Source organism: Streptomyces sp. NPDC058671 (assembly GCF_042716475.1).
GTDB lineage: Bacteria > Actinomycetota > Actinomycetes > Streptomycetales > Streptomycetaceae > Streptomyces.
Genome location: NZ_JBHXSA010000002.1, coordinates 273,107 through 296,635, shown reverse-complemented (window position 1 = coordinate 296,635; position 23,529 = coordinate 273,107). Strand labels below are relative to the sequence as shown.

The following is a 23,529-nucleotide window of genomic DNA, read 5'->3' as shown; positions in this document are numbered from 1 at the left end:
CTCACCCGCCTCAGGCGAAGGCGGTCTTCAGCGCGGACCAGGCGATCTTCGGATCGGAGAGGCCGTGGTACATGGCGGGGATCTCCCTGTCGACGCCGAAGTGGTGGTAGACGGCCAGCATGGCGGAGCGGACCGAGTACTCGACGGTGAAGACGACGTCGTCGGGGATCTCGACGAACTGTCCGAGGAAGGCGAAGTTCTGGGCGCCGTCCGGGACGACGAGAGGGCGGTCGGCGACGACGCGGCGCTGGAACTGGGCGTCGATGTAGGGCATCTGGACGGTGGTGACCTGGGTGGTGGCGCGTACCTCGTCGGCGATGTCGTCGAAGCCGAGGTGGCCGAGGAGCTCGTCGAGGATCTCGGCTCCGGTGCAGGCGTCCATCTTCTTGGGCACGTGGTCGCCGGGGACGTCGCCGAAGAGCGCGTACCCCCACAGCGTGTACGTGTCGTCCGGCTGCTCCCGGAAGTGGGGCTGGGCCGGCACCACGACCGACAGCAGCCAGCGGGAGTCCTTCCAGGTCATCAGGGCGCCCTCGCCGGGGACGTTGCCGGTGTACTCCTGGATGCGGTCCAGGAGGGTGCGGCCGGTCATGGTGAGGGTGAAGGACTCCCATTTGGTCTCGTCGATGTTGCCGCAGAAGGCGTTGGGGCGGCCGAAGTCCGGGGCGTTCTTGGCGATCGACTCCCACAGCCGCCAGGAGCCGTCCCGCTTGTCGCGAATCAGCTCGGGGACGGTGGTGCTGTCGCCGTAGGCGGCGTCGGCGGTCATGGAGCCGATGGTCAGGAACGTGTAGTCGTCCTCCCCCAGCTCGATCGTGCCGTTCTCGGCGCCGTCCCGCTCCAGGTGCAGCCGGGAGATCCGGCGCGCGGCGGGGCCGGAGAAGTCGGCGTCGGCGACGGTCACCCCGAAGTCGGTCCGCACGCCCTGGGCGGTGAGCCATTCCTGGAGCGGGCGGATCACGGAGTCGTACTGGTTGTACCGGCTGCGCCGCACCCCGGACAGAGTGTGGATGCGGTCGAATTCCTGGACGAAGGCGAGGAAGTACCGTTTCAGCTCGATCGCCGAGTGCCAGGTCTGGAAGGCGAAGGTGGTCTGCCACATGCACCAGAAATTGGTCGTGAAGAAGTGCGGCTGGAAGAAGTCGTCGATGCGCCGCGCCCCGATCACCCGCTCCGGCAGGGCGAGCAGACGGGTCATGTCGGCACGGTCGCGCGTGTCCAGACCGAGCCGGGACGCGTCGGCGATGGTGCGGTCGCCGTTGATGATGCGGGCCCTGGCGTGCGTGGGGTGCTCGATGTTGAAGGCGAGCATCTCCTGCCGTACCGAGATCGCCGGGTCGTCCAGGGTGGGGACGGACTCCAGGAGGTTCCACAGGCACACGTAGTGCTCCTCCTCGAACATCCGGCCGCCCCGCGTGACGTACCCGCCCTCGCGGGTCGGTGCCGGGGCGCCGTCCATCGATCCGCCCGCGATCGGCAGCTGCTCCAGGATGTGGATGTTCCGCCCCGGCACGCCCGCGTCCCGTACGAGGAACGCGGCTGCCGCGAGCGAGGCGATACCACCGCCGACCAGGTGGACCTTGGAGTTCTTCGATGCCGGCACGGCGGGACCTCCGGTGGGGCGGGCGGAGCGGACGCGGAGCGGACGGTCGGGCAGGCGACGTGTCGACCCGACCGCCCAGCTGTACGAGCCTCACCCGGATCGGCCCGGGGCGCGAACGGAGCCCGCGCTCCGCTTGGACGATCCACGCAACGAATCCGGCCACGGATGCGTACCCCTGCGCGGAACTGCCCCTCAACGAACACCTATTGACATGTATCCGATCGTCCCGCCACAGTCGTCACGCGTCCGCTGCCGTACGCCTAGAGGAGCGATGAACCCATGACAGGAACCCCCGCAGTCTCACGCCGCCTGATCCTGGGAGGCGCTGTGGCCGCCACCGGGGCGTTGGCCACCGGAGTCGGAGTCGCGGCCCCCGCCGCGGCCGCGACGGACACCGCGGCGTCGGCGCCGCACCGGAGGGCGGGCCAGCGGTCGATGATCGACGTGCCCTACGAGGCCCACCGGACGGTCCGCGTCGGCGTCATCGGGCTGGGCAACCGCGGCTCCGGCATGACCACGGGCTGGTCCGTGGTGCCCGGCTGCACCGTGACCGCCGTCTGCGACATCCGGACGGACCGCGCCGAGCAGGCCGCCGACCGGCTGGCCGCCGCCGGCAGGCCCCGCCCCGCCGAGTTCGGCGGCTCCGCCGACGCGTACGCCCGGATGCTGCGGCGCGACGACATCGACCTCGTCTACATCGCCACCCCCTGGGAGTTCCACTACGAGCAGGGGAAGGCCGCGCTCCTGGCGGGCAAGCACGTGATCGTCGAGCTGCCCGTCGCCACCGGCCTCGACGAGCTCTGGGACCTGGTCGACACCTCGGAGCTCACCCGGCGCCATCTGATGCTGGCGGAGAACTGCAGCTACGGCCGCAACGAGCTGGCCATGCTGAAGATGGCGCACGAGGGCCTCTTCGGCGACATCACCAACGGACACGGCGGCTACCTCCACGACCTGCGCGCGCTGCTCTTCTCCGACACGTACTACACCGACGCGTGGCGCCGGGTGTGGCACACCCGCAGTACCGCCTCCTTCTACGCCATGCACGGGCTCGCGCCTATCGCCGCCGCCATGGACATCAACCGGGGCGACCGCATGACCACGCTGCGCGCCACCGCGACCGCGCCGAAGGGTCTGGCCGACTACCGGGAGCGGTTCGTGCCGCGGAACCACCCCTCCTGGAGGGAGACGTACGTCAACGGCGACCTGGTCACGTGTCTGATCGACACCGCGAAGGGCCGGGTCATCCGCGCCGAGCACGACGTGAGCTCCCCCCGCCCGTACAGCCGCATCAACACGCTCGCCGGCAGCCGGGGGATCTTCGAGGACTACGCCGGGGTGCTGTCGGCCGGAGGCGGCCGGGTCTACGTCGAGCCGGACCACGGCGGACACGCCTGGCGGGACTTCGGCTCGTACCGCAAGGAGTTCGACCACTGGCTGTGGAGGAAGATCGGTGACGACGCGGCGAACAACGGCGGCCACGGCGGCATGGACTACGTCCTGCAGTGGCGGACGGTCCAGCTGATGCGGGCGGGCCTCGTCCCCGACATCGACGTCTACGACTCGGCGGCCTGGTGCGCCCCCGTCCCCCTGAGTGTCATGTCCCTGGCAAACAAGGGGCGGCCCGTGCAGATCCCCGACTTCACCCGGGGCGCCTGGGTCAACCTCCGCACAGGGCTCGACTCCCGCACCACCGAGATGCCTCCCGTCGCCTGACACCTCCCCCCGCCCCCTTCCCGCAGAGGAGCAGCACGTGAGTTCAGCAGGACTGATCGGGTCACTCAGAGCGGTGGCCGTGGCAGGTGTGCTCGCCCTCCTCCCGCTCGCGGCGGCCGGGACGGCCGCCGCGGCGGAACAGGAGCCGGCGCCCCCCACCGCGCGGACGGCGGTCACGATCTCCCCCGTCGACCTGGCGGGCCCGGCCGTCTCCACGGTGAAGGTGACCGTCACCAACGCCGGGCCGGACCGGATGCGCTCGCTCCAGGTCTCCTTCGGCGGTCCGACCGGCTGGGCCGTCCAGCCCTCGGTCGTCCGCGTCGACGGCTCCCTCACCAGGGGGACCTCCGCCGCCGCCACGTTCCGCATCCAGGTGCCGGAGCAGCGCGGCGGCTTCACCGTCCGCACGTTCACCGCGACCGCGACCTACCGGGGCGGCGACGGGGCCGGCTCGGCCACGGCGACCAGGACCCAGCGCAGCGGCACGCCCCTCGCGAACCTGGCGGCCGCCTACAACAACGTGGGCGTGACCGACGAGAGCGACACGGGACCCGGCGACTACGACGGCGAGGGCAACAGCTTCTCCGCCCAGAAGCTCGCCGACGTGGGACTGCGCCCCGGCGCGCCCGTGAGCGCCCTGGGCGCGGAGCTGCGCTGGCCGAACGTGCCGAGCGGCACCAGGGACAACGTCACCGCCGCGGGCCAGGCCGTCGCCCTGAGGGGCACCGGCGGCAAGCTCGTGTTCCTCGGCTCGGGCGTCACCAGCGGGGCGTCGGGCACGGCCACCGTGCACTACACGGACGGGACGAGCAGTACGGGCTCGTTCGGCTTCCCGAACTGGTCGTTCGACCCGGCGAACGCCCACGGGGCGACCCTGGTTGCGTCCAGTGACGGACGCAACCGGCCGAGCGGGTACGGGAACGCCGGCATCGCGTACCGGGTCTTCGCCCACTCCATCCCCCTCGACAGGACCAAGCAGGTCGACTTCGTGGTGCTGCCGAGCAACGGCGGCATCCACCTCTTCGACATGGCCGTCGCTCCCTGATCCCCTCCTCTGCCCCGGCGCCACCGCCGCCCCGCCGACCGGGCGGCGGGGCGGCGCGGGCGCCGGGGCGGCGAGGGCGGTCGGGCGCCGGGGCGGCGAGCGCAACCCGTACGCCGAGAGCACCGCCGCTCCGGTTGTCGGCCTTCCGCGCGACGTCACGGCCTGCCCTCTGGACCCTGAACAGCCGCCTTGCCATACTTCTCGCATCGAATCTGCTTCTAGATGATTGAAGCAAGCCTTTATCGTGCGGTTTCACGCACAGCACGGGAGTGCGTGGGCCTGTCCCCCGGAGGAGCGTTTCCCATGACCACCACAGCGTCGTCCCGTACCTCGGTCGAGATCGCCTCGCAGCCCGACACCTGGCTGCGGGTGCGGGAGTCGTCGGCCCGCTACGCCGACGTCCTGCCCCGCCGGGGCGAGCGCGTCGCCGTCGTCGGCTGCGGAACCTCCTGGTTCATGGCCCTTGCCTACGCCGAGCTCCGCGAGCGCGGCGGTCACGGCGAGACGGACGCCTTCGCCGCGTCCGAGTTCCCCCACGGGCGCCACTACGACCGTGTGCTCGCCATCAGCCGCTCGGGCACCACGACCGAAGTCCTGGACCTCCTGGCCCGGTTGCAGGGCACCACGCCGACCGGCGCGATCACCGCGGACCCCGAGACCCCCGTCATGCGGGTGGCCGACACCGTCGCCGTGCTCGACTTCGCCGACGAGGAGTCGGTGGTGCAGACGCGCTTCGCCACCACCGTGCTCGCGCTGCTGCGCGCGCACCTGGAGACCGAGGGCGCGCTGCCGGCCGGCGTGCGGCCGCTCGACCGGGCGATCGCCGACGTGCGGCGGGCCCTCGCGCTGGACCTCGACGCCGACGTGTGCGCCGCCGAGCAGTTCACCTTCCTCGGCACCGGCTGGAGCTACGGACTCGCCCTGGAGGCGGGCCTGAAGATGCGTGAGGCCGCCGGCGCGTGGACCGAGGCGTACCCGGCCATGGAGTACCGGCACGGGCCGATCAGCATCACCGGTCCCGGCCGGGTGGCCTGGGTCTTCGGCCCGACCCCGTCGGGGCTCGCCGACGACGTCGCCCGGGTCGGCGGCACCCTCGTCGCCGGGTCCGGCGACGAGTCCGGCGCTCTCGACCCGCTGGCGGACCTCGTCCGCGCCCAGCGGCTGGCCGTCCGGCTGGCAGAGGCACAGGGCTTCGACCCCGACCGCCCGCGCAACCTCACCCGTTCGGTGATCCTCGACGGCCCCGGCGCCTGACACCGACGACCCGCACGACGCACCTGCCTTGCCCCGTCCCGTCCGTCCGTTTCCGTAGAGAGAAGCCATGCCCCTGTCAGCCACTGGCGAGATCGTCGCCCCCGCGCACGCGCGGACGTCCGGCGTCGGCGCGTTCAACGTCGTCCAGATCGAGCACGCCGAGGCGATCGTCGCGGGAGCCGAGAGCGCCGGACTGCCGGTCATCCTCCAGGTCAGCGAGAACACCGCCCGCTACCACGGTTCGCTCGCGCCGATCGGCCTCGCGTCCCTCGCGCTCGCCCGCGCGGCGGGCGTACCCGTGGCCGTCCACCTCGACCACGCCGAGTCGGCGGACCTCGTCCGCGAGGCCGTCGACCTCGGCTTCACCTCCGTCATGTTCGACGCCTCCAAGCTGCCGTACGCGCGGAACGTGGTGGCGACCCGGGAGGTCACCGACTACTGCCACCGCGCGGACGTGTGGGTCGAGGCCGAACTGGGCGAGGTCGGCGGCAAGGACGGCGCCCACGCCCCCGGCGTCCGCACCGATCCCGACGAGGCCGCCGCGTTCGTCACGGCGACCGCCGTGGACGCCCTCGCCGTCGCCGTGGGCAGTTCGCACGCCATGCTCACCCGCGACGCCGTCCTCGACTTCGGACTCATCGCACGACTGCGGGCCGCCGTGGGCGTGCCGCTCGTCCTGCACGGCTCCTCCGGGGTCGCCGAGGACGATCTCGCCAAGGCGGTCACGGCCGGCATGACCAAGGTGAACGTCTCCACCCACCTCAACAGGACCTTCACCCGGACCGTCCGCGACCACCTCGACGCCCACCCCGACACCGCCGACCCCCGGAAGTACCTCGGCCCGGCGCGCGACGCCGTCGCGGCGGAGGTGGCACGGCTCCTGCGCGTGCTCGCCGTCGGCTGACCCGGACGGGCCGACCGGCCCCGCGCCGGGCGGCCCCCGCCATTCGGGCCACGACCGCGTGCCGTGGAGCGGGCGCACGGGCAGAGTGACCATGAGCCGTGGTCCTCGCCGGTGACCAGGCGTGGAACGGAGCGTGCACCCGGATGGCCCACACGAACGACGACCCCCTCGACGCCGGGCACGCGGCCGGGCTCGTGGTGGACGCCGAGGGGACCGTCCTGAGCTGCACCCCCGCGGCGGAGACGCTCCTGAACCGCACGGCGCGTGAGCTGCGCGGCCTGCGGATCCGTGACCTGCTGGCGGACCCCGAGACCTGGGGGGCGGTCATGGCACAGCGGGACCGGCCCATCTGGGAGGGCCGGGCGGCCCTCACGCCGGGCGGTGGCGGCGACGTGCTGTTCCGCGTCCTGCCGCTCGACGAGGGACAGGGCGTCGCGGGGGCGCACCAGTTCCTGGTCCTCGCCGCCCCGCTCGCCCTGGTCGCGCAGTGGCGCCAGGGCCATGCGTTCATGCGGGAGCTGTTCCTCCAGGAGCGCATCGGTCTCGCCGTCCTGGACAAGGAACTGCGGCTCGTACGGACGAACACCCCCCTCCTTCCCTATACGGGTGTTCCGGCCGATCTGTACGGGGCCCGGCTCGCGGACTTCCTCCGGGAGTCGGACGCCCGGGTGATCGACGCGCGGCTGCGCGAGGTGCTGACGACCGGGGTCCCGCTGGTCGCGGCGGACGTGGAGGTCCACACCCAGGTCGACCCGGGGACGGGACGCGTCCTGGCGCTGTCCGCGTTCCGCCTGCAAGGGACGAACGGGGAGGTCGCGGGGGTCACGGCCCTCTTCCTCGATGTCACGGAGCAACGGCTGTCGCAGCGCCGTCTCGACCTGCTGCACCGGGCGACGACGGTGCTGAACGCCCATTTCTCCGCGGAGGAGACCACCCGGGATCTGGCCGGGGTGCTCGTCCCCGGGCTCGCCGACGTGGCGGTCGTCGACGTCGCGGAGGCCGTCTTCACCAGCGGGGAACCGGCCTCCGAGCACGACCTCGCCGACTCACTGCGCCGGGTGGCCGTGGCCGGGGGCTCCCCCGGGCTGCTCGACGCCGGCCCCGAAGTCGACCCGGTGGCCTCCCCGTACGGTATGAGCGCGTGGCTCCGGGCCCGGGGGCTGCTCCTCGGCCGGATCCAGGTCGGGCGGGGCGAGGACCGACCGCCGTTCGCCCCGGAGGACCTCGCGCTGCTCGACGAGATCGCCTCGCGGGCCGCCCTGGTCGTGGACAACGCCCGTCGGTACAACCGGGAGAGAAGCGCCGCGATCAGTCTGCAGCGCAGTCTGCTGCCGTCACCGACGACCGACACCGTCGCGGTGCACACCGCGAGCGTGTACCTGCCGGCCGACACGGCCAGCGGGGTCAGCGGGGACTGGTTCGACGTCATCCCCCTGTCGTCCGCGCGGGTCGCGCTCGTCGTCGGCGACGTCGTCGGGCACGGCCTCCAGGCGACCGCGACGATGGCACGCCTGCGCACCGCCGTACGGACCCTCGCGGACCTCGACCTCGAACCCGACGAGCTCCTGACGCACCTGGACGACCTGGTGTCACAGTTCGTGATCGAGGCAGGCGAGGCGACCCGTACACCCGGGGCGGAGACCGCGTACGGCTCGTTCGGAGCCACGTGCCTGTACGTGACGTACGACCCGGTGACCCGGCGGTGTCTCGCGGCCAGCGCCGGACATCCGCCGCCGGCGCTGGTCGCCCCCGACGGCGCCGTCACCTACCTGGACGTCAGTCCGGGGCCGCCGCTGGGCGTCGGGGGGCTGCCCTTCGAGCCGGTCGAGACGGAGGTGCCGGACGGCAGCGTCCTCGCGCTCTACACCGACGGTCTGATCGAGCGGCGCCACGCCGACCTCGACGTGGGGATGGCGGCCCTCGGGAACGCGCTGTCCTCGGTGGTCACCCCCGGCCGGCCGCTGGAGGAGGCCGGCCCCGCGGTGGTGGCGGAACTCGTTCCGGGCCCGCTGTCGGACGACGTGACGCTGCTGCTCGCGCGGACCCGGGCGGTGCCCGAGCGGTCCACCGCCGCCTGGACCTTCGCGGCGGACCCGTCGGTGGTGGCGGAGGCCCGGGAGCGGGTGCTCGACCAGCTGTCGCGGTGGGACCTGGACGAACTGGCGTTCACCACCGAGCTGGTGGCCAGCGAGCTGGTCACCAATGCCATCCGCTACGCGGGCGGTCCGCTCGAACTCCGCCTGATCCGCGCCGCGTCGCTGATCTGCGAGGTCTCCGACCGCAGCAGCACCCAGCCCCGTATGCGCCGCGCGCAGGCCTCCGAGGAGGGAGGCAGGGGTCTCTTCCTGATCGCGCAGCTCACCGACCGGTGGGGCAGCCGGTACACGCGACACGGGAAGACGATCTGGACGGAGCAGTCCCTGCCCCCGCCGGGCTGAGCGCCGCCCGCTCCGGGGACCGGCGCCACGCCTGGAGCGGCGCCGCGGCGCCGCCCGTGCCGGTGACGGGCGCCGTCGGCTGCGGGGCGGGCAGGGCCTCGTGTACGGCCGTCGCCAGGGCCACCGGGTCGCCCGAGGCGTGGACGGGGTACGCGGTGCGCTCCAGGTTCCAGGCGTTCTCGACGGCGAACCAGTCGATGGCGACCGGTGTCCGGCCGGTGGCGAGGGCGGTGTCGAGGGAGTCGAGGTACTTCGTCCAGCGCATGGCGTAGAAGTCGGAGACGAGCCCCGACCATTCCCTGTTGGCGTAGTCGTGCAGACCGCCCGCGTCGCTGCCGGAGCGGTCGCCCCAGGTGGTGAGGACGGAGCGGGCGTCGAACTCGGCCGCCGCCCTCTCCTCCTCGGTGGCGCCCCAGGACGTGGCGTCCTCGAGCCAGGGCCCGAGGAGGAAACGGGTGTCCGTGGCGAGGAGTTCGTCGAGGAGGGCGAGGTGGCCCTTCCACTCGGCGGCACGCTGCCGGAACGCGGCGAGGTCCTTGGCGTCGTAGGCGGCCTTGATCCGCGGGAGCAGGGTCCGGCTGTGGTCGGCGAGGGCCTGCCGGGCGACGTCGACCAGGTCGAAGCGGTAGGCATCGGTGGTCCGCAGCCCGGGGGCGACCCGCAGCAGTTCCGCCAGTGCCCGCCGTACCGTGCTCGCGTCGTAGCGCATGGCGCCCGGTCCCCAACTGGCCGCCTTGGTCGCGGTGAGGCGCGGCCGCGCGGTGAACAGGCTGTCCTGGGACTCGCTCCACGTACCGGACGGGGTGCTGTACGGGCCGGTGCGCAGCAGTTCCCACGCCGCGGCGGCGTGCGGGTCGGCGCCGCCGTAGCGCCGCTCCGCGTACGCGGCGAACCATGCCCGGTGGTCCAGCGGGCCGGTGCGCCAGGCGAGTTCGGTGAACAGTTCGTAGGCGGCGGGGTTGGTGCCGGTGCCCTCCGGCAGATAGGCGATGCCCTTCAGGGCACTGCCCGGCTTGGTGCGCCACTGGTCGAAGCGGGCGGCCCAGACGGCGGTGTTCGCGCCGATGGTGGTGTGGCCGCCGAAGTTGGGGATCGTGCCGAACGCGTAGGGCGCCCCGTGCCAGGTGGTCTCCCTGTCCAGACCGTCGTAGCGGTCCGAGAGGCCGTCGACGATGAGGAGTCTGCTCTTGTCGACGGCGTCGATGAGCTGCGCGGAGGGGTTCTTCTGCCAGCCGAGCAGGACCCAGACGGCGCCGGGGCGGGCGCTCTGCAACGCGTTCATGACGGCCCCGGCGGCGTCTCCCAGGGGGACGTCTCCCGGTCGTCCGCCCTCGTGGAGCAGGTCCATCTTGTACATCGTGGAGTCGCCGAGGAGGTCGCGCTGGTGGCGGTAGAAGGAGGCGGCGACCTGCGTGTACGCGGGGCTGCGCGGGTCGAGCCAGTCGGGCCGGTCGAAGCCGACCCAGCGGCCCTGCGGGACGACGGGTCCGGTGGGGTTCCTGGCCGTGAAGCCCGGGGGCACGGTGCCGAAGTAGCCGGGCAGCACCGGGGTCATGCCGAGCTGGCGCAGTCGGTCGGCGATCCTGCGGCCGAGGGCGGCGCGGTCGTCGAGCAGCCGCTGGGAGACGGGGGAACCGAAGCCCGACATGTTCTGCATCAGCCACCACGGCTGGTGCGCGGGGCCGGGGATCCAGGACGCGAGTTCGTCCCGGGAGTATCCGAACTCCTGGAACGTCCGCTGGTAGACGGCGTCCGCGCCCATCTGGACGAAGACCTCGTTCGCGCCGTGCAGGGCGAGGAGGTCGATCTGCCTCTCGTAGGAGGCCCAGTCGCGGTAGGCGCCGGAGTAGCCGTCGTCGGTGTCGTTGAGCGCGAAGCGGTGGGGCACCGACGCGTCCCCGCGGACGGTGCCGGCGGGGGCGGGAAGGATCCGGGGCAGCTTCGCCGTGCTGTCGCCGGGCCATCCGATGTCGACCTTCGCGGTGTACTTCAGGTACCGGTTGACGCCGCTGAGGATGACGGCGGGGCTGGTGCCCTCGACCCGCAGACGGCCCGGGTCGCCGGACACGGTGAAGTAGTCACCGGACGCGGGGCGGCTCACCGGGACGAGGGTGAACTGGGAGGCGTGGCGGGGCAGCAGCCGGGCCAGCGCGGCCCTGACCGGCCCCTCGGCGAAGGCGGTCGGGCCGGCGGAGGCCACCCCGGCGGCCCCGGTCCCGGTCTCCGTCACCGCTGCGGACGTGCCCGCCGCCGCGGCGGGAACGGCGAGGGCCAGGGCCACGAACGCGGAGGCCCAGGAGCACAGTCTTCTCACGGAGGCTACCCATCGGAGCAGGGGTGATGGAGCCTCCGATCATTTCAGGGGCTGGTCGTCGAGACCGTGTGGACGCGCGGGAACGCGGGGTCGGTGAGGTCGACGGTGATGTCGGTCGTGGGGCGCGGCTCCTCACGCCTCACGGTGGTGCCCGCCCAGGTCATGCCGTCGGCGAAGCTCCAGCCGGCGATGTCGGCGTCGCGCTCGCCGATGGTGATCCGGCCCGGGGTGAGCGCGGCGCGGCTGGTGCCGGACTCGGCCAGGTAGGTGTCGAGGCCGGTCGCGGTCGTCGTGAACTGGACGTACAGCCGGCTCGTCTTCCAGTTGCTGGTCTCGTAGTAGGCGACGGCCCAGGACCCGGCGGGGACGGGGACCTCGAAGACCCGGCGCTTCATCAGCGAGGGCCAGTTGTCCTGGAGGCCGGCCGCCGAGGACTCGCGTTCCTTGTCGCGGCCGCTGTCCCGGCTCTGGCCCGCGGAGATGACGAGGTAGCCGGCCGGGACGCCGACGAGCAGCACGATGATGACGGCGGTCAGCCAGCGGCGGCGGATCATGTGCCGACGGTCCTCGGGCAGCTTCTCCCGGGGGTCGCGCGGGGGGAGGGACTGGCGGGGCAGGGTCATGAGGGCGGATCCTCGGGGGCACGGGGGGCCAGGGCCGAGGTCCCGCTGCGCAGGGCCTGGGCGTAGCGCTCGTACCGTTCGTACCGCTCGACCCGGCGCCGGTTGGCGCGGCGGAAGCGGCGGGCGACGAGCCGGGCGAGGTCGGCGGCGCCGACCATGCCGGCCTCGGGGCCGAGCTGGGCACGGACGATGCGGGCCTCGGGGCGGTAGCCGCGGCCGGTGAGGTGGCGGCGGAAGGCGTCCCTCGCGGGGCCGATGAGCAGGTCGTCGGCGGCCGAGACGCCACCGCCGATGACGAAGCAGGAGGGGTCGAGGGCGGCGGCGAGGTTGGCGATGCCGACGCCGAGCCACTGACCGATGTCCTGGAACAGCTCCACGCACATGGCGTCGCCCTCGCGGGCGAGCTCGGTGATGAGCGGTCCGGTGATGTCGGGGATGTTCCCCTTGACCCGCTCGATGATGTTGTACGCGACCGGGGAGTCGGCGGCGGCCAGCTCGCGGGCCTCGCGGACCAGGGCGTTCCCGGAGCTGTACTGCTCCCAGCAGCCGCGGTTGCCGCAGGGGCAGCGGTGTCCGCCGGGGACGACCTGCATGTGGCCGAATTCGCCGGCGACCCCGTACCTGCCGCGCTTGACCTGGCCGCCCTCCAGGATGGCGCCGCCGATGCCGGTGCCGAGCGTGATCATGACGAGGTGGTCCTCGTCGCGGCCCGCGCCGAAGCGCCACTCGGCCCAGGCGGCGGTGTTGGCGTCGTTGTCGACCATGACGGGGACGGCCAGGCGGCCCTGGAGCGCGTCGCGGAGGGGCTCGTTGCGCCAGGCGAGGTGCGGGGCGAAGAGCACCGTGGCGCGGTCGGCGTCGACCCAGCCGGCCGCGCCGATGCCGACGGCGTGCACGTCGTGCCGGTCGGACAGGTCGAGGACCAGTTCGACGATGGTGTCCTCGACGACCTTGGCGCTCTTGGACTTGTCCGGGGTCTCCGTGCGGAGCTTCTCCAGGATGTTGCCGTCGGCGTCGACGACCCCGGCCATCACCTTCGTACCGCCGATGTCGATGCCGACGGTCGGCACCCGGGGCGCCGTCAGGTGGGAGCGCCGCTCCCGGGTGCCGACGGTCCGCAGCACGGTGCCCCGGGCGGACCCGCGGTGGGCGAGGTCACGGTAGGTACTCATCGGCTCCGATTCTGCCAGGTGGGGGGTGAAGAGCCCGTCACATCGGGACGGGCTCCGTCACGTCGCGGTGGGCCTCTCCAGCTCGTGGCGCAGGTCCTCGAGCTCGGTCCCGCCCGCCATCTGCCGGGTCAACTCGTCGAGGGTCACGGAGCCCTTGGTGTGGCTGCCGGCCGTCACGCCCCGCTTGAGGAGGACGAAACGGTCGCCGACGAGGTAGGCGTGGTGCGGGTTGTGCGTGATGAGGACCACGCCGAGGCCCTGGTCGCGGGCGGCCGCGACGTACTTGAGGACGACTCCGGACTGCTTGACGCCGAGGGCGGCGGTCGGCTCGTCGAGGACGAGGACCTTGGCGCCGAAGTGGACGGCGCGGGCGATGGCCACGCACTGCCGCTCGCCGCCGGAGAGGGTGCCGATGGGCTGGTCGACGTCGCGCAGGTCGATGCCCATGCGGAGCAGCGCCTCGCGGGTGGTGGCACGCATCAGGCCGACGTCGAGCCGCTTGAAGGGGCCGGAGCCCTTGGTGGGCTCTGAGCCGAGGAAGAAGTTCCGCCAGACCGGCATGAGGGGGACGACGGCGAGGTCCTGGTAGACGGTGGCGATGCCCCGGTCGAGGGCGTCGCGCGGGTTGGCGAGGGTGACGTCCTCGCCCTCGATGCGGAAGACGCCGGTGTCGTGCCGGTGCAGACCGGCGACGATCTTGATGAGGGTGGACTTGCCGGCGCCGTTGTCGCCGAGGACGCAGGTGATCTCGCCGGAGCGGACCTCCAGGGAGACCCCTTCGAGGGCGCGGATGTTGCCGTAGTACTTGCTGACGTCGTCGAGCTCGACGAGGGGAACGGTCCCGGTGCTCACTTGGTGGCCTCCACGCGCTTGCGGATCCAGGCGTTGAGCAGGGTCGCCAGGAGGAGCATCGCTCCCAGGAAGAACTTGAACCAGTCCGGGTTCCACTCGGCGTACACGATGCCCTTGCTGGTCATGCCGAAGATGAGGGCGCCGACGGCGGAGCCGATGGCGGAGCCGTATCCGCCGGTGATCAGACAGCCGCCGATGACGGCCGCGATGATGTAGATGAGCTCGTTGCCGACGCCTTCGCCCGACTGGACGACGTCGAAGGAGAAGAGCAGGTGCTGGCCCGAGACCCAGGCGCAGAAGGCCACGCCCAGGTAGAGGCCGATCTTCGTCCGGTAGACGGGGACGCCGACCGCGCGGGCCGCGTCGGCGCCGCCGCCGACCGCGAAGATCCAGTTGCCGAAGCGGGTGCGGAGCAGGATCCAGGTGGCGAGCGCGACGAGGGCGAGCCACCACAGGACGGTCACTTTGAACTCGACGCCGCCGACGGTCAGCTGCGAGGCGAAGAGCTTGCGGGCGGAGGAGAAGCCCTCCATGTCGGCGATGGTCTTGGTGGAGACGGTGCCGCTGATCAGCTTGGTGAGGCCCAGGTTCAGACCGGTCAGCATGAGGAAGGTGCCGAGCGTGATGATGAAGCTGGGCAGCTTCGTACGGGTCAGCATGAAGCCGTTGAAGGCGCCGATCGCCAGGGTGACGAGCAGCGAGACGCCGACGCCGACCCAGACGTTCGCCGTCATCTGGTAGCTGAACATCGACGAGATCAGGGCCGCGCTGGTGACCATGACGCCGGCGGACAGGTCGAACTCGCCGCCGATCATGAGCAGCGCGACGGGGACCGCCATGATGCCGATGGTGGACGCCGCGTAGAGCACGGTCCCCAGGCTGGACGGGCGCAGGAAGCTGTCGGCGACCACCGAGAAGAAGACGAAGACGGCGATCGCGCCGACGACCGAGCCGAGCTCGGGGCGGGCGAGGAGCTTCTTGAGGGGGGAGGTGCGGAGCAGCCGTTCGTCGACGTGGTCGATGCCGTCGGACGGCGGGGCGGTGGAACTCATCGGGTGCCCCGCTCCGCGTACTCGACGAGCTTCCCGGCGTCGTCCTTCGTGATGATCTGGGGGCCGGTGAGGACCGGCTTCCCGCCGCCGAGGACGTCGGCGTTGTAGCGGTACAGCCAGAGCAGGTCGACGGCCTGGTAGCCCTGGAGGTAGGGCTGCTGGTCGACGGCGAAGCCGAGGGTGCCGGTCTTGAGAGCGGTGGCGACCTTGGCGTTGAGGTCGAAGGTGTCGACCTCGGCCTTGCTCCCGGCGCTCCTGGCGGCCTGGACGGCGGTGTCGGCGAAGGGGGCGCCGAGAGTGACGACGGCGTCGACGTCCTTGTCGGACTGGAGCTTGGCCTCGATGGAGGCCTTGACGTCGGGCATGTTGGTGCCGTCGACGTACAGGTTGACCAGTTCGCCGCCGAAGGTCTTCTTCGTTCCGGCGCAGCGCTGCTCGTGGCCCACGTTGCCCTGCTCGTGCAGGACGCAGAGCGCCTTCTTCCTGCCGCGCTTGTCGAGTTCCTCGCCGACGGCCTCGCCCGCGACGGTCTCGTCCTGCCCGATGTGGGTGAGCGCGCCGTAGGCCGCGGACTGCTCGGCGCCGGAGTTCACGGTGATCACCGGGATGCCCGCCTTGACGGCCTTCGCCACGGCGGCCTTCATGGCGTCGGGCTTGGCGAGGGTCACGATCAGTCCGTCGACGCCCTTGGCGACGTACGAGTCGATCAGCTGCGCCTGCTGCTGTGCCTCGTCGTGGTGGGCGTAGAGGAAGTTGATGTTGTCCTTGGCCGCGGCTTGCTTGGCGCCCTTCTGGACGATGTCCCAGAAGGTGTCGCCGTCACCCGAGTGGGTCACCATGGCGAAGGTCCAGCGGGGGGTGTCGACGGCCGCCCTGCCCTGGGCCTCGGCCGCCTTGCGGGCGTCCTCCGCCCGCTTGCCGCCGGTGCTGCTGCATCCGGCCAGCGCTCCTGTGAGCGCGAGCGCGAGCACGGCGCCGACTGCGGCGCGTACCCCTCCGGTCCGAAGCCTGGTCACGAGGCCGTGCCCTCCTTTGTGTCCTTCTGCGTGCATTGCAGTATCGGTCATGCGGGTCGTGGCCCTCGCCAGGGGGGCCTTCCCAGGCTACGGACGGACCATCAGCTGGAACTCGAAGGAGTAGCGGGTGGCCCGGTAGAGGTGGGAGCCGTACTCGACGGCACGGCCGGTGTCGTCGAAGGTGACGCGCTCCATGGTCAGCAGCGGGGCACCCTCCGGCTCGTCGAGCAGGGCCGCCTCGGCGGCGGTCGCGGCGCGGGCGCCGACGGCCTGCCGGGCGCTGTGCAGGGTGAGCGCGGCGGCCCGGAGCATCCGGTAGAGGCCGGTGCTCTCCAGGCGCTCGGTGTCCGCTTCGACGAGCCCGGCCGGGAGGTGGTTGCGGAGGTACGCCATGGGCTCGCCGTGCGCGGTGCGGAGCCGTTCCAGGTAGAGGACGTCGCTGCCCTCGGGTACGCGGAGGGCGGCCGCGACCGGGGCGGCCGCGGGTTCGACGCGGTGGACGAGGACCCGGGTGGCGGGGAGCTGTCCGGCCGCGTCGAGGTCGTCGTACAGGCTGCTCAGTTCCAGCGGGCGCCGGACGGTGCTGTGCACGACCTGGGTGCCGATGCCCCGGCGGCGGACGAGGAGGCCCTTGTCGACGAGGGTCTGGATGGCCTGGCGGACCGTGGGGCGGGAGAGGCCGAGGCGGGTGGCGAGGTCGATCTCGTTGCCCAGGAGGGTGCCCGGGGTGAGCGTCCCGTTCGCCACGGCGTCCTCCAGCTGCCCGGCCAGCTGGAAGTAGAGCGGGACCGGGCTGCTGCGGTCCACGGCGAGCGGGGGCAGGGAGGAGCCGGACTGCTTGGACACGGAGGGAGCGTAGCCCGGGGCGCTGTTGACGGGAAGTCGTGACGTCCGGTTGTCCTGACAAATCCTTGACACGGTGGACGAGCGCCTCCACGGTGGGGCCATGCGCATCGGACTCATCGGTACGGGACGGATCGGGAGCTTCCACGCGGGGGTGCTGGCCCGCCACCCGGAGGTCGGGGCGCTGGTGCTCGCGGACGCGGACGCCGGCCGGGCGGCCGGGGTCGCGGGGGCTCTCGGGGCGGAGGCGGCACCGGACGTGACGGCGCTGTTCGGGCACGCCCTGGACGCGGTGGTGATCGCCTCGGCGACGGCCGCGCACGCGGAGCTGATCGCCCGCGCGGCGGGCGCCGGGATCCCCGCGTTCTGCGAGAAGCCGATCGCCCTGGACGTGCCGGGGACGAGGACCGCCCTGGCGGCGGTGGCGGAGGCGGGGACCGAGCTCCAGCTGGGGTTCATGCGGCGCTTCGACGCGGGGTACCGGGCTGCGCGGGAGGCGGTGCGCTCGGGGCGGCTCGGCCGGCTGCACACCGTACGGGCGGCGACCTCCGACCCGGAGCCGCCGCCCGCCGCGTACCTGCCGCTCTCCGGCGGGCTGTTCCGGGACTGTCTGGTGCACGACTTCGACATGGTCCGCTGGGTGACCGGCCGGGAGGTCGTGGAGGTGTACGCGACGGGCTCGGACGCGGGGCCCGCGATGTTCCGGGAGGCGGGGGACGTGTCGACGGCGGCCGCGCTCCTGACCCTGGACGACGGGACGCTGGTGACGGCGACCGCGACCCGCAGCAACGGCGCCGGGTACGACGTCCGGATGGAGCTGGCGGGCGACCGGGACCAGATCGCGGTGGGCCTGGACGACCGCACCCCGCTCACCTCGGTGGAGTCGCGGGGGCCGGCCGCGCCGGGGAAGCCGTGGCCGGGGTTCCTGGAGCGGTTCGCCCCCGCGTACGAGGCTGAGCTCGACGCGTTCGTCCGGCTGGTGCGCGGCGAGGCGGCCAATCCGTGCGACGGGCGGGAGGCTCTTGAGGCGCTGCGGATCGCCGAGGCCTGCGAGCGCTCGCGCCGGGAGCGGCGGCCGGTGCGGGTGGAGGAGGGCGGCGCGGTGTAGACGCGGCCGGACGCGCCCGGCCGGGGAGGGCGGGCGGCGTGGCCGGTGCGGTGTGGACGCGGCGGGACGCGCCCGGCCGGGGCGGGCGGGCGGCGTCACCACCGGACCGGGAGGTGTCGGACGCCGCGCATGCGAAGGCCGGGGAGCCGCTCCCAGGGCGCGCCCTCGGGGTCGCGTTCCAGGACGGGGAAGCGGTCCAGGAGCGTCCGGAGCGCGATCCGGCCTTCGAGCCGGACGAGCGGGGCTCCCAGGCAGTAGCGGATGCCGTGACCGAAGGCGAGGTGGCCGCGGGTGTCCCTGCGGATGTCGAAGCGGTCGGGGTCGGCGGTGAAGTCCGCGCCGTACTCCCCCGGTTCGACGACGGACATCCGCGGAGCGTGTCCGGCGGGCCGGGGCGGGCCGTGTGTTGTCAGGCGGGGTCGTTCTCGTCGAGGAGGCCCGCGTCGTGGACGAGCAGGGCGATCTGGACGCGGTTGTCGAGGCCGAGTGTGGCGAGGGCGCGGCTGACGTGGGCCTTGACCGTCGGGACGCTCATGTACAGCCGGGCGGCGATCTCGGCGTTGGAGAGGCCGTGGCCGACGGCGACGGCCACCTCCCGTTCGCGGGCGGCGAGTGCGGAGAGCCGGTCGGCGGCCGCGGCGCGCCGGGGTCGTCGGGGCTGTCCCGCGACGTGGGCCATGAGCTGGCGGGTGACGGCTGGGGAGAGCACCGGGTCCCCGGTGGCGATCCGGCGGACGGCGGCGACGATCTCGGCGGGCGGGGTGTCCTTGAGGACGAAGCCCGCGGCGCCGGCCCGCAGGGCGCGCAGCACCTGGTCGTCGGCGTGGAAGGTGGTGAGGACGACGACCTCGGGGGCGCCGGGCCGGGCGCGGAGGCGTTCGGTGGCGGTGAGGCCGTCCACCCGGGGCATGCGGAGGTCCATGAGGACGACGTCGGGGGCGTGGCGGGCGACGAGTTCGGGGACCTCGTCGCCGTCGGCGCCCTCGCCGACGATCTCCAGGTCCTCGGCGCCGCCGAGCATGAGGGTGAGGCCCGCGCGGACGAGGGGGTCGTCGTCGACGATGAGGAGCCGGATGGTCATGGGGGCCACGGTAGCCAGGCGTGCAGCGTGAACCCGCCGTCGGGGCCGGGCCCGTGGTCGAGGCGGCCGCCGGCGAGGGCGGCGCGTTCGGCGAGTCCGATGAGGCCCTGGCCCGAGCCGGGGACGTGCGGGACGGGTCCGCCGGGAGCGGGGTTGTGGACGCCGACGGTGAGGCCCTCGCCGGGGCGGCCCCGCACGGTGACGGTGACCTTCGTGCCGGGGGCGTGCTTGCGGGCGTTGGTGAGGGCCTCCTGGGTGATGCGGTAGACGGTGCGGCCGGTGGCGGCGGGCACGGCCGCGGGGTCCTCCACGGTGGTGTCGAGGACGACCTCCGCGCCGGCCGCGCGGGATTCGGCGATCAGCGCGCCGAGGGTGGCGAGGGTGGGCTGCGGCCGGTTGCCCCCGTCGCCGTTCTCGCCGGGCGCGCGCAGGACTCCGATGATCTCGCGGAGGTCCTGGAGGGCGTCGTGGGCGCTGTCGCGGATGACACCGGCGGCGCGGGCCACCTGCTCGGGAGGGGCGTCGGGGCGGAACTCCAGGGCTCCGGCGTGGACGCTGAGCAGGGTGAGCCGGTGGGCGAGGACATCGTGCATCTCCCGGGCGATGGACTCGCGGGCGAGCCGCTGGGCCTGGGCGACGCGCAGTTCGGCCTCGGCCTCGGCGCGGCGGGCGCGTTCCCTGAGGGCCTCGACGAGCTGGCGACGGGAACGGACGAGCATGCCCCAGGCGGTGACGAGGAGCACGAGGGCCAGACTCAGCGCGACGTTGAGCCCGGTCGGGGTCTCGGGGTCGGGACGGACGAACACCGACACGACCGAGCCGACGACGCCGAAGGTCGCGATCCAGGCGACCTCGCGGAAGGGACGGCGAACGGCGAGGCTGAAGAGGCTCGCCAGGAGGGCGCCGCCGGCGACGGGGACCACGGCGGTCACCAGGCACAGTGCGACCGCGAGGGCGGTGGGCCAACGGCGTCGCAGCCACAGGGCGCAGCACGCGGCGGCGCCGATGAGCTGGTCGGCGAGGGCGACGGCCTCGCTGGTGTACTTGGCGCTGGTCTCCGCCGCGAGCAGGCCGACGAGGGCCGCGAGGAGGAAGAGCGAGGTGTCCACGATCCAGTCGCGGACGGTACGGCGGGGCCGGGGCGCCCCGCTCCCGCCCGGTTCGACCAGGTGGGAGGGGAGCAGCCAGCGCTGCCGGTCCGTGCGAGTCATATCCGCAATGTACGCAGGCGGGGGCGGTTCAAGGGGGTGTGCGGGCGGTCGGTCTACCGGAGTCGCGCGGGTCGATACTTTCGTATCGGCCGCCGTAGACCTGCGGCGGACGCGGTGGGACGCGCTGCCCCCTCATGATCGGGTCATGAAGGGTTTTCTGGAGGGCCTGGGCGCCCTGGTGTTCGTGGCGGGTGTCTGCGGAGTGATCCGCGAGTTGACGGACGGCTGGTTCAGACTGGTGGGTCTGACGCGGTTCCTCACGGAGAACGTGGGGTTCCTCGAGGGCCGGGAGCTGTTCGCGAACGTCGTGATCGCGGTCCTCGGCATGACCCTCGCGATATCGGCGAGCCGCTTGGCCACGTCCTGATTGGCCGTCCCGGGGCCAGGCGCCCGCGGTGTCGAGGCGCGTGACCTCGGCGAGATGCTCGGCCATGCGGCGGGGGGCGCCACCGGCGTCGAAGAACCTACCCGGCGGTGTCGCCTGCGGCCCTGCGACCCCAACTGGTGCCCGCGAGGACGAGGATCGCGCCCGCGAGGCCGAGGACGCCGGGGCGGTCGCCGGCCAGGGCGATGCCCGCGGCGGCGGCCCAGAGCGGTTCCGTGCCGAGGAGGAGGCTGACCCGGGACGGGGAGGTCCGGCGGACCGCCCACATCTGCACGAAGAAGGCGAAGAGCGTGCAGAAGACGGAGAGGAAGAGCAGACCGGCCCACTCGCGGGGGCCGAAGGCGAGGGCCACCGTCCAGGGCCGGGCGCCGGTGCCGGGGAAGGCCGCGATGACGGCGAAGACGGCTACGGCGGTGCCGAGTTGGACGGTGGTGAGGGAGAGCGAGTCGGCGTCCTGGACCGCCTTGTTCCGGGACATGGCCAGGACGTGGACGGTACGGGCGACGGCGGCGAGCAGCATGAGGAGGTCGCCGAGGGAGGGGGTCGTGAAGCCACCGCCCTGGGTGAGGAGGACGACGCCGGTGACGGAGAGCGCGGCGGCCGCGAGGAAGGCGCGGGGCGGTCTGACCCTGGTGACGGCGGCCTCGGCGAGCGGGGTGAGGATCATGGTGAGGCTGATGATCAGGCCCGCGTTGGTGGCGGAGGTGTGGACGACGCCGTAGGTCTCCAGGAGGAAGATGCCGCTGAGGATGAGTCCGAGGGTCGCGGCGCCGCGCCACTGGGCCGCGCTCAGGGCGCGGAGCCTGGTCCGGCCGGCGATGACGAGGACGGGCAGCACCACCGCGAACCGCAGCACGAGGACCGCGATGACGGTGTGGGTGGTGGTGATGCCCTTGGCCGCGAGATAGCTGGCGCCCCAGACGACGGCGACGAGCAGGACGGGCAGATCGGTGAGCCAGGCGCGGGGCGGGGCGCCGAGGGACAGGGGTGGGGCGAGGGGGGTCGAGGCTGCCATGGCGGGCCGGTTCTCCAAGTCTCGGGGTGACGTGGAGACTTCGACGGCTCGCACACGGGACGATCACCGTACCCGGACCGGCCCGTGGTGGCTACACCTTTCCGGGGGCGTCGTATCAGTAGCTGCCATAGGTGGGGCGGCCCGCCAGCTCGTACGTGTGGATGGCGATGCCCGAGCCGGTGGTCCGCGCGGCGGCGTGCCGGAAGGCGGCGGGGTGGACGCCGTCGGAGAAGAGGCGGCGACCGGTGCCGAGGATGACGGGGAACACCAGCAGGTGCAGGGTGTCGATCAGGTCGTGGTCGAGGAGCGTCCGGGCGAGACCGGCGCTGCCGTGCATCTGGATCTCCCCGTCGGCGTGCTCCTTGAGGGCGGCGACCTCCTTGACGACGTCCCCGCGCAGGAGGGTGGTCCCGGCCCAGTCGGCGGAGTCGAGGGTGGATGTGGCGACGTACTTGGGGAGGGCGTTGAGCTTGCTCGCGACCGGGTCGGCCGGGTCGGTCTGCTTCGGCCAGTAGCCGGCGAAGATCTCGTACGTACGACGGCCGAGGAGGAAGGCCGTCGGCCGGGCGAAGACCTCCTCGACGAACCGCCCGAAGTCCTCGTCGCCGTACGGCACGGACCAGCCACCGTGCTCGAAGCCGCCGCTGGGGTCCTCGTCCGGGCCGCCGGGGGCCTGGTGGACGCCGTCGAGGGTGAGGAACTGGGTGAGGCTGAGCGTGGCCATGGTGGTGCCCTTTCGTCTCCGGTCCATCGTGTCTCACCGGTACAGACGGCACCGCCCGGCGAAAGTCATCGGTGGCAGGGTCGGGGTCCGATTCCCGCCGGTGTCCGGGCCCTCGGCCGACTTTCATTGAACCCGCAACCACTCAGGTCTTTCGCACGGAGGTTTCGGGATGTCCACGATGCACGGCACGGCGGTTCTGGTGACGGGCGGCAGCAGGGGGATCGGCGCGGCGACGGCCCTGCGCCTCGCCCGGGAGGGCGCCGACGTGGCCTTCACCTACGTCCAGGACGAGGCGCGGGCCAGGGAGGTGGCCGCACGGATCGAGGCGACCGGGCGCAAGGCGCTCCCCCTGCGGGCCGACGCGGCCGACGCCGGGGACGCGGCGGGCGCGGTGGACTGGGCGGCGGACGCCCTGGGACGGCTCGACGTCCTGGTGAACAACGCGGGCGTCGGGGTGCTCGGCCCCTTGGAGACGCTGGCCCTCACGGATGTGGACCGGGTCCTCTCGGTGAACGTCCGGGCGGCTTTCCTCGCCTCGCAGGCGGCGGCCGCCCGGCTGCCGGAGGGCGGCCGGATCATCACGATCGGCAGCTGCATGGCGCAGCGGGTGCCGGGTCCCGGCGGGACGCTCTACGCGTTGAGCAAGACGGCCCTGATCGGCCTGACGAAGGGACTCGCCCGGGACCTCGGCGGCCGCGGCATCACGGCGAACCTCGTCCATCCGGGCCCCGTCGACACCGACCTGAACCCGGCGGACGGCCCGTACGCGCAGGGCCAGGCGGCCTTGACGGCACTCGGCCGCTTCGGCACCGCGGACGAGGTGGCCGCGCTGGTCGCGTTCCTGGCGGGACCGGAGGGGCGGTACGTGACGGGCGCCGAGTTCGCGGTGGACGGGGGCCACGCGGCGTGACCCGGGGCAGGCCGGCGTCACCCGTGGGACGCCGACCGTAGGACCTCACACCCCGGGCCCCAGGCCCCGGACCTCGGCAAGTGAGCCGAAGGGGCGCGCCGGGGGAATGGTCCCGAGCGCGCGGAGCCTCCTGAGGAACGAAGGAGGCGAGCACGGTCGGGGCCGTGAGCCCGGCTCCGGCGCCCCGGAGGCGAACCGCGCCCCGAGAAAGGGGGGGAGGGCGCACCGGTGCTGTCGGGCCGGTGCGCCCTCGCGGACCGGGC

The 23,529-nt window shown here is 73.0% G+C and carries 19 protein-coding genes and 2 pseudogenes; 8 read left to right on the top strand and 13 right to left on the bottom strand.

Going from position 1 to position 23,529, the window contains the following annotated elements; genetic code table 11:
- Nucleotides 1-10: 10 nt before the first annotated feature.
- The gene (locus tag ACFWV2_RS03520; RefSeq protein WP_384401004.1) at nucleotides 11-1,603 is read right to left on the bottom strand and encodes an oleate hydratase; all 1,593 of its coding nucleotides are present in this window, start codon (nucleotides 1,601-1,603) and stop codon (nucleotides 11-13) included.
- A 279-nt stretch (nucleotides 1,604-1,882) separates the two neighbouring features.
- Here ACFWV2_RS03520 and ACFWV2_RS03515 point away from each other — a divergent pair, with 279 nt between their 5' ends.
- The 5 genes from ACFWV2_RS03515 to ACFWV2_RS03495 all read left to right on the top strand — a co-directional run bounded on the left by ACFWV2_RS03515 (nucleotide 1,883) and on the right by ACFWV2_RS03495 (nucleotide 8,960).
- Nucleotides 1,883-3,319: a Gfo/Idh/MocA family protein gene (locus ACFWV2_RS03515; protein ID WP_384401001.1), complete on the top strand. Its 1,437-nt coding sequence runs from the start codon at nucleotides 1,883-1,885 to the stop codon at nucleotides 3,317-3,319.
- Nucleotides 3,320-3,356: 37 nt separating this feature from the next.
- Nucleotides 3,357-4,364, top strand: a complete 1,008-nt coding sequence (locus ACFWV2_RS03510) for an NEW3 domain-containing protein (protein ID WP_384400998.1) — start codon at nucleotides 3,357-3,359, stop codon at nucleotides 4,362-4,364.
- A 303-nt stretch (nucleotides 4,365-4,667) separates the two neighbouring features.
- On the top strand, nucleotides 4,668-5,618 hold the full coding sequence (locus ACFWV2_RS03505; protein WP_384400995.1) for an SIS domain-containing protein: 951 nt from the start codon (nucleotides 4,668-4,670) through the stop codon (nucleotides 5,616-5,618).
- Nucleotides 5,619-5,685: 67 nt separating this feature from the next.
- Complete coding sequence (locus ACFWV2_RS03500) at nucleotides 5,686-6,522, top strand: ketose-bisphosphate aldolase (RefSeq protein WP_384400992.1); 837 nt, start codon at nucleotides 5,686-5,688, stop codon at nucleotides 6,520-6,522.
- Nucleotides 6,523-6,665: 143 nt separating this feature from the next.
- Nucleotides 6,666-8,960, top strand: a complete 2,295-nt coding sequence (locus ACFWV2_RS03495) for a SpoIIE family protein phosphatase (RefSeq protein WP_384400989.1) — start codon at nucleotides 6,666-6,668, stop codon at nucleotides 8,958-8,960.
- On the opposite strand, the gene ACFWV2_RS03490 is transcribed toward ACFWV2_RS03495, so the two are convergent.
- The 7 genes from ACFWV2_RS03490 to ACFWV2_RS03460 all read right to left on the bottom strand — a co-directional run bounded on the left by ACFWV2_RS03490 (nucleotide 8,881) and on the right by ACFWV2_RS03460 (nucleotide 16,796).
- Nucleotides 8,881-11,274: an alpha-N-acetylglucosaminidase gene (locus tag ACFWV2_RS03490; RefSeq protein ID WP_384400986.1), complete on the bottom strand. Its 2,394-nt coding sequence runs from the start codon at nucleotides 11,272-11,274 to the stop codon at nucleotides 8,881-8,883. The two genes, ACFWV2_RS03495 and ACFWV2_RS03490, sit on opposite strands and share 80 nt — an antisense overlap.
- 44 nt (nucleotides 11,275-11,318) lie before the next feature.
- Nucleotides 11,319-11,897: a hypothetical protein gene (locus ACFWV2_RS03485; RefSeq protein WP_384400983.1), complete on the bottom strand. Its 579-nt coding sequence runs from the start codon at nucleotides 11,895-11,897 to the stop codon at nucleotides 11,319-11,321.
- The gene (locus ACFWV2_RS03480; protein WP_384400980.1) at nucleotides 11,894-13,069 is read right to left on the bottom strand and encodes an ROK family glucokinase; all 1,176 of its coding nucleotides are present in this window, start codon (nucleotides 13,067-13,069) and stop codon (nucleotides 11,894-11,896) included. Before ACFWV2_RS03480 ends, ACFWV2_RS03485 begins: the two co-directional genes overlap by 4 nt.
- Before the next feature lie 57 nt (nucleotides 13,070-13,126).
- The gene (locus ACFWV2_RS03475) at nucleotides 13,127-13,951 is read right to left on the bottom strand and encodes an ATP-binding cassette domain-containing protein (protein WP_384401474.1); all 825 of its coding nucleotides are present in this window, start codon (nucleotides 13,949-13,951) and stop codon (nucleotides 13,127-13,129) included.
- Nucleotides 13,918-14,973: an ABC transporter permease gene (locus ACFWV2_RS03470; RefSeq protein ID WP_384400977.1), complete on the bottom strand. Its 1,056-nt coding sequence runs from the start codon at nucleotides 14,971-14,973 to the stop codon at nucleotides 13,918-13,920. Before ACFWV2_RS03470 ends, ACFWV2_RS03475 begins: the two co-directional genes overlap by 34 nt.
- Nucleotides 14,970-15,989, bottom strand: a complete 1,020-nt coding sequence (locus ACFWV2_RS03465; protein ID WP_384400974.1) for a sugar ABC transporter substrate-binding protein — start codon at nucleotides 15,987-15,989, stop codon at nucleotides 14,970-14,972. Before ACFWV2_RS03465 ends, ACFWV2_RS03470 begins: the two co-directional genes overlap by 4 nt.
- 87 nt (nucleotides 15,990-16,076) lie before the next feature.
- Complete coding sequence (locus tag ACFWV2_RS03460; RefSeq protein WP_384401471.1) at nucleotides 16,077-16,796, bottom strand: GntR family transcriptional regulator; 720 nt, start codon at nucleotides 16,794-16,796, stop codon at nucleotides 16,077-16,079.
- A gap of 139 nt (nucleotides 16,797-16,935) precedes the next feature.
- On the opposite strand from ACFWV2_RS03460, the gene ACFWV2_RS03455 reads away from it, so the two are divergent.
- On the top strand, nucleotides 16,936-17,940 hold the full coding sequence (locus ACFWV2_RS03455; protein ID WP_384400971.1) for a Gfo/Idh/MocA family oxidoreductase: 1,005 nt from the start codon (nucleotides 16,936-16,938) through the stop codon (nucleotides 17,938-17,940).
- A 95-nt stretch (nucleotides 17,941-18,035) separates the two neighbouring features.
- On the opposite strand, the pseudogene ACFWV2_RS03450 reads toward ACFWV2_RS03455, so the two are convergent.
- The 3 genes and pseudogenes from ACFWV2_RS03450 to ACFWV2_RS03440 form a co-directional block, all read right to left on the bottom strand.
- Nucleotides 18,036-18,266, bottom strand: a pseudogene (locus tag ACFWV2_RS03450) (cytochrome P450); the annotation flags it as partial.
- 185 nt (nucleotides 18,267-18,451) lie between these two features.
- Nucleotides 18,452-19,021, bottom strand: a pseudogene (locus ACFWV2_RS03445) (response regulator); the annotation flags it as partial.
- Nucleotides 19,018-20,232, bottom strand: a complete 1,215-nt coding sequence (locus ACFWV2_RS03440; RefSeq protein WP_384400968.1) for a sensor histidine kinase — start codon at nucleotides 20,230-20,232, stop codon at nucleotides 19,018-19,020. The pseudogene ACFWV2_RS03445 and the gene ACFWV2_RS03440, both read right to left, overlap by 4 nt.
- Before the next feature lie 145 nt (nucleotides 20,233-20,377).
- On the opposite strand from ACFWV2_RS03440, the gene ACFWV2_RS03435 reads away from it, so the two are divergent.
- On the top strand, nucleotides 20,378-20,599 hold the full coding sequence (locus ACFWV2_RS03435) for a hypothetical protein (RefSeq protein WP_384400965.1): 222 nt from the start codon (nucleotides 20,378-20,380) through the stop codon (nucleotides 20,597-20,599).
- 97 nt (nucleotides 20,600-20,696) lie between these two features.
- On the opposite strand, the gene ACFWV2_RS03430 is transcribed toward ACFWV2_RS03435, so the two are convergent.
- Nucleotides 20,697-21,632, bottom strand: coding sequence for a DMT family transporter (locus ACFWV2_RS03430; RefSeq protein WP_384400963.1), 936 nt, complete (start codon nucleotides 21,630-21,632; stop codon nucleotides 20,697-20,699).
- Between the two features lie 115 nt (nucleotides 21,633-21,747).
- A complete protein-coding gene (locus ACFWV2_RS03425; RefSeq protein WP_384400960.1) occupies nucleotides 21,748-22,356 on the bottom strand; it encodes a dihydrofolate reductase family protein in 609 nt (202 codons plus the stop codon).
- A gap of 169 nt (nucleotides 22,357-22,525) precedes the next feature.
- On the opposite strand from ACFWV2_RS03425, the gene ACFWV2_RS03420 reads away from it, so the two are divergent.
- Entirely contained in the window at nucleotides 22,526-23,266 is a 741-nt protein-coding gene (locus tag ACFWV2_RS03420) for an SDR family NAD(P)-dependent oxidoreductase (RefSeq protein ID WP_384400957.1), read from the top strand.
- Nucleotides 23,267-23,529 lie beyond the last annotated feature (263 nt).

What these genes read in the sequence shown, in the direction of transcription:
- ACFWV2_RS03515 (WP_384401001.1), top strand. Translation starts at nt 1,883, where the DNA reads ATGACAGGAACCCCCGCAGTCTCACGCCGCCTGATCCTGGGAGGCGCT.
- ACFWV2_RS03505 (WP_384400995.1), top strand. Translation starts at nt 4,668, where the DNA reads ATGACCACCACAGCGTCGTCCCGTACCTCGGTCGAGATCGCCTCGCAG.
- ACFWV2_RS03500 (WP_384400992.1), top strand. Translation starts at nt 5,686, where the DNA reads ATGCCCCTGTCAGCCACTGGCGAGATCGTCGCCCCCGCGCACGCGCGG.
- ACFWV2_RS03495 (WP_384400989.1), top strand. Translation starts at nt 6,666, where the DNA reads ATGGCCCACACGAACGACGACCCCCTCGACGCCGGGCACGCGGCCGGG.
- ACFWV2_RS03485 (WP_384400983.1), bottom strand. Translation starts at nt 11,897, where the DNA reads ATGACCCTGCCCCGCCAGTCCCTCCCCCCGCGCGACCCCCGGGAGAAG.
- ACFWV2_RS03480 (WP_384400980.1), bottom strand. Translation starts at nt 13,069, where the DNA reads ATGAGTACCTACCGTGACCTCGCCCACCGCGGGTCCGCCCGGGGCACC.
- ACFWV2_RS03470 (WP_384400977.1), bottom strand. Translation starts at nt 14,973, where the DNA reads ATGAGTTCCACCGCCCCGCCGTCCGACGGCATCGACCACGTCGACGAA.
- ACFWV2_RS03455 (WP_384400971.1), top strand. Translation starts at nt 16,936, where the DNA reads ATGCGCATCGGACTCATCGGTACGGGACGGATCGGGAGCTTCCACGCG.
- ACFWV2_RS03440 (WP_384400968.1), bottom strand. Translation starts at nt 20,232, where the DNA reads ATGACTCGCACGGACCGGCAGCGCTGGCTGCTCCCCTCCCACCTGGTC.
- ACFWV2_RS03435 (WP_384400965.1), top strand. Translation starts at nt 20,378, where the DNA reads ATGAAGGGTTTTCTGGAGGGCCTGGGCGCCCTGGTGTTCGTGGCGGGT.
- ACFWV2_RS03430 (WP_384400963.1), bottom strand. Translation starts at nt 21,632, where the DNA reads ATGGCAGCCTCGACCCCCCTCGCCCCACCCCTGTCCCTCGGCGCCCCG.
- ACFWV2_RS03425 (WP_384400960.1), bottom strand. Translation starts at nt 22,356, where the DNA reads ATGGCCACGCTCAGCCTCACCCAGTTCCTCACCCTCGACGGCGTCCAC.
- ACFWV2_RS03420 (WP_384400957.1), top strand. Translation starts at nt 22,526, where the DNA reads ATGTCCACGATGCACGGCACGGCGGTTCTGGTGACGGGCGGCAGCAGG.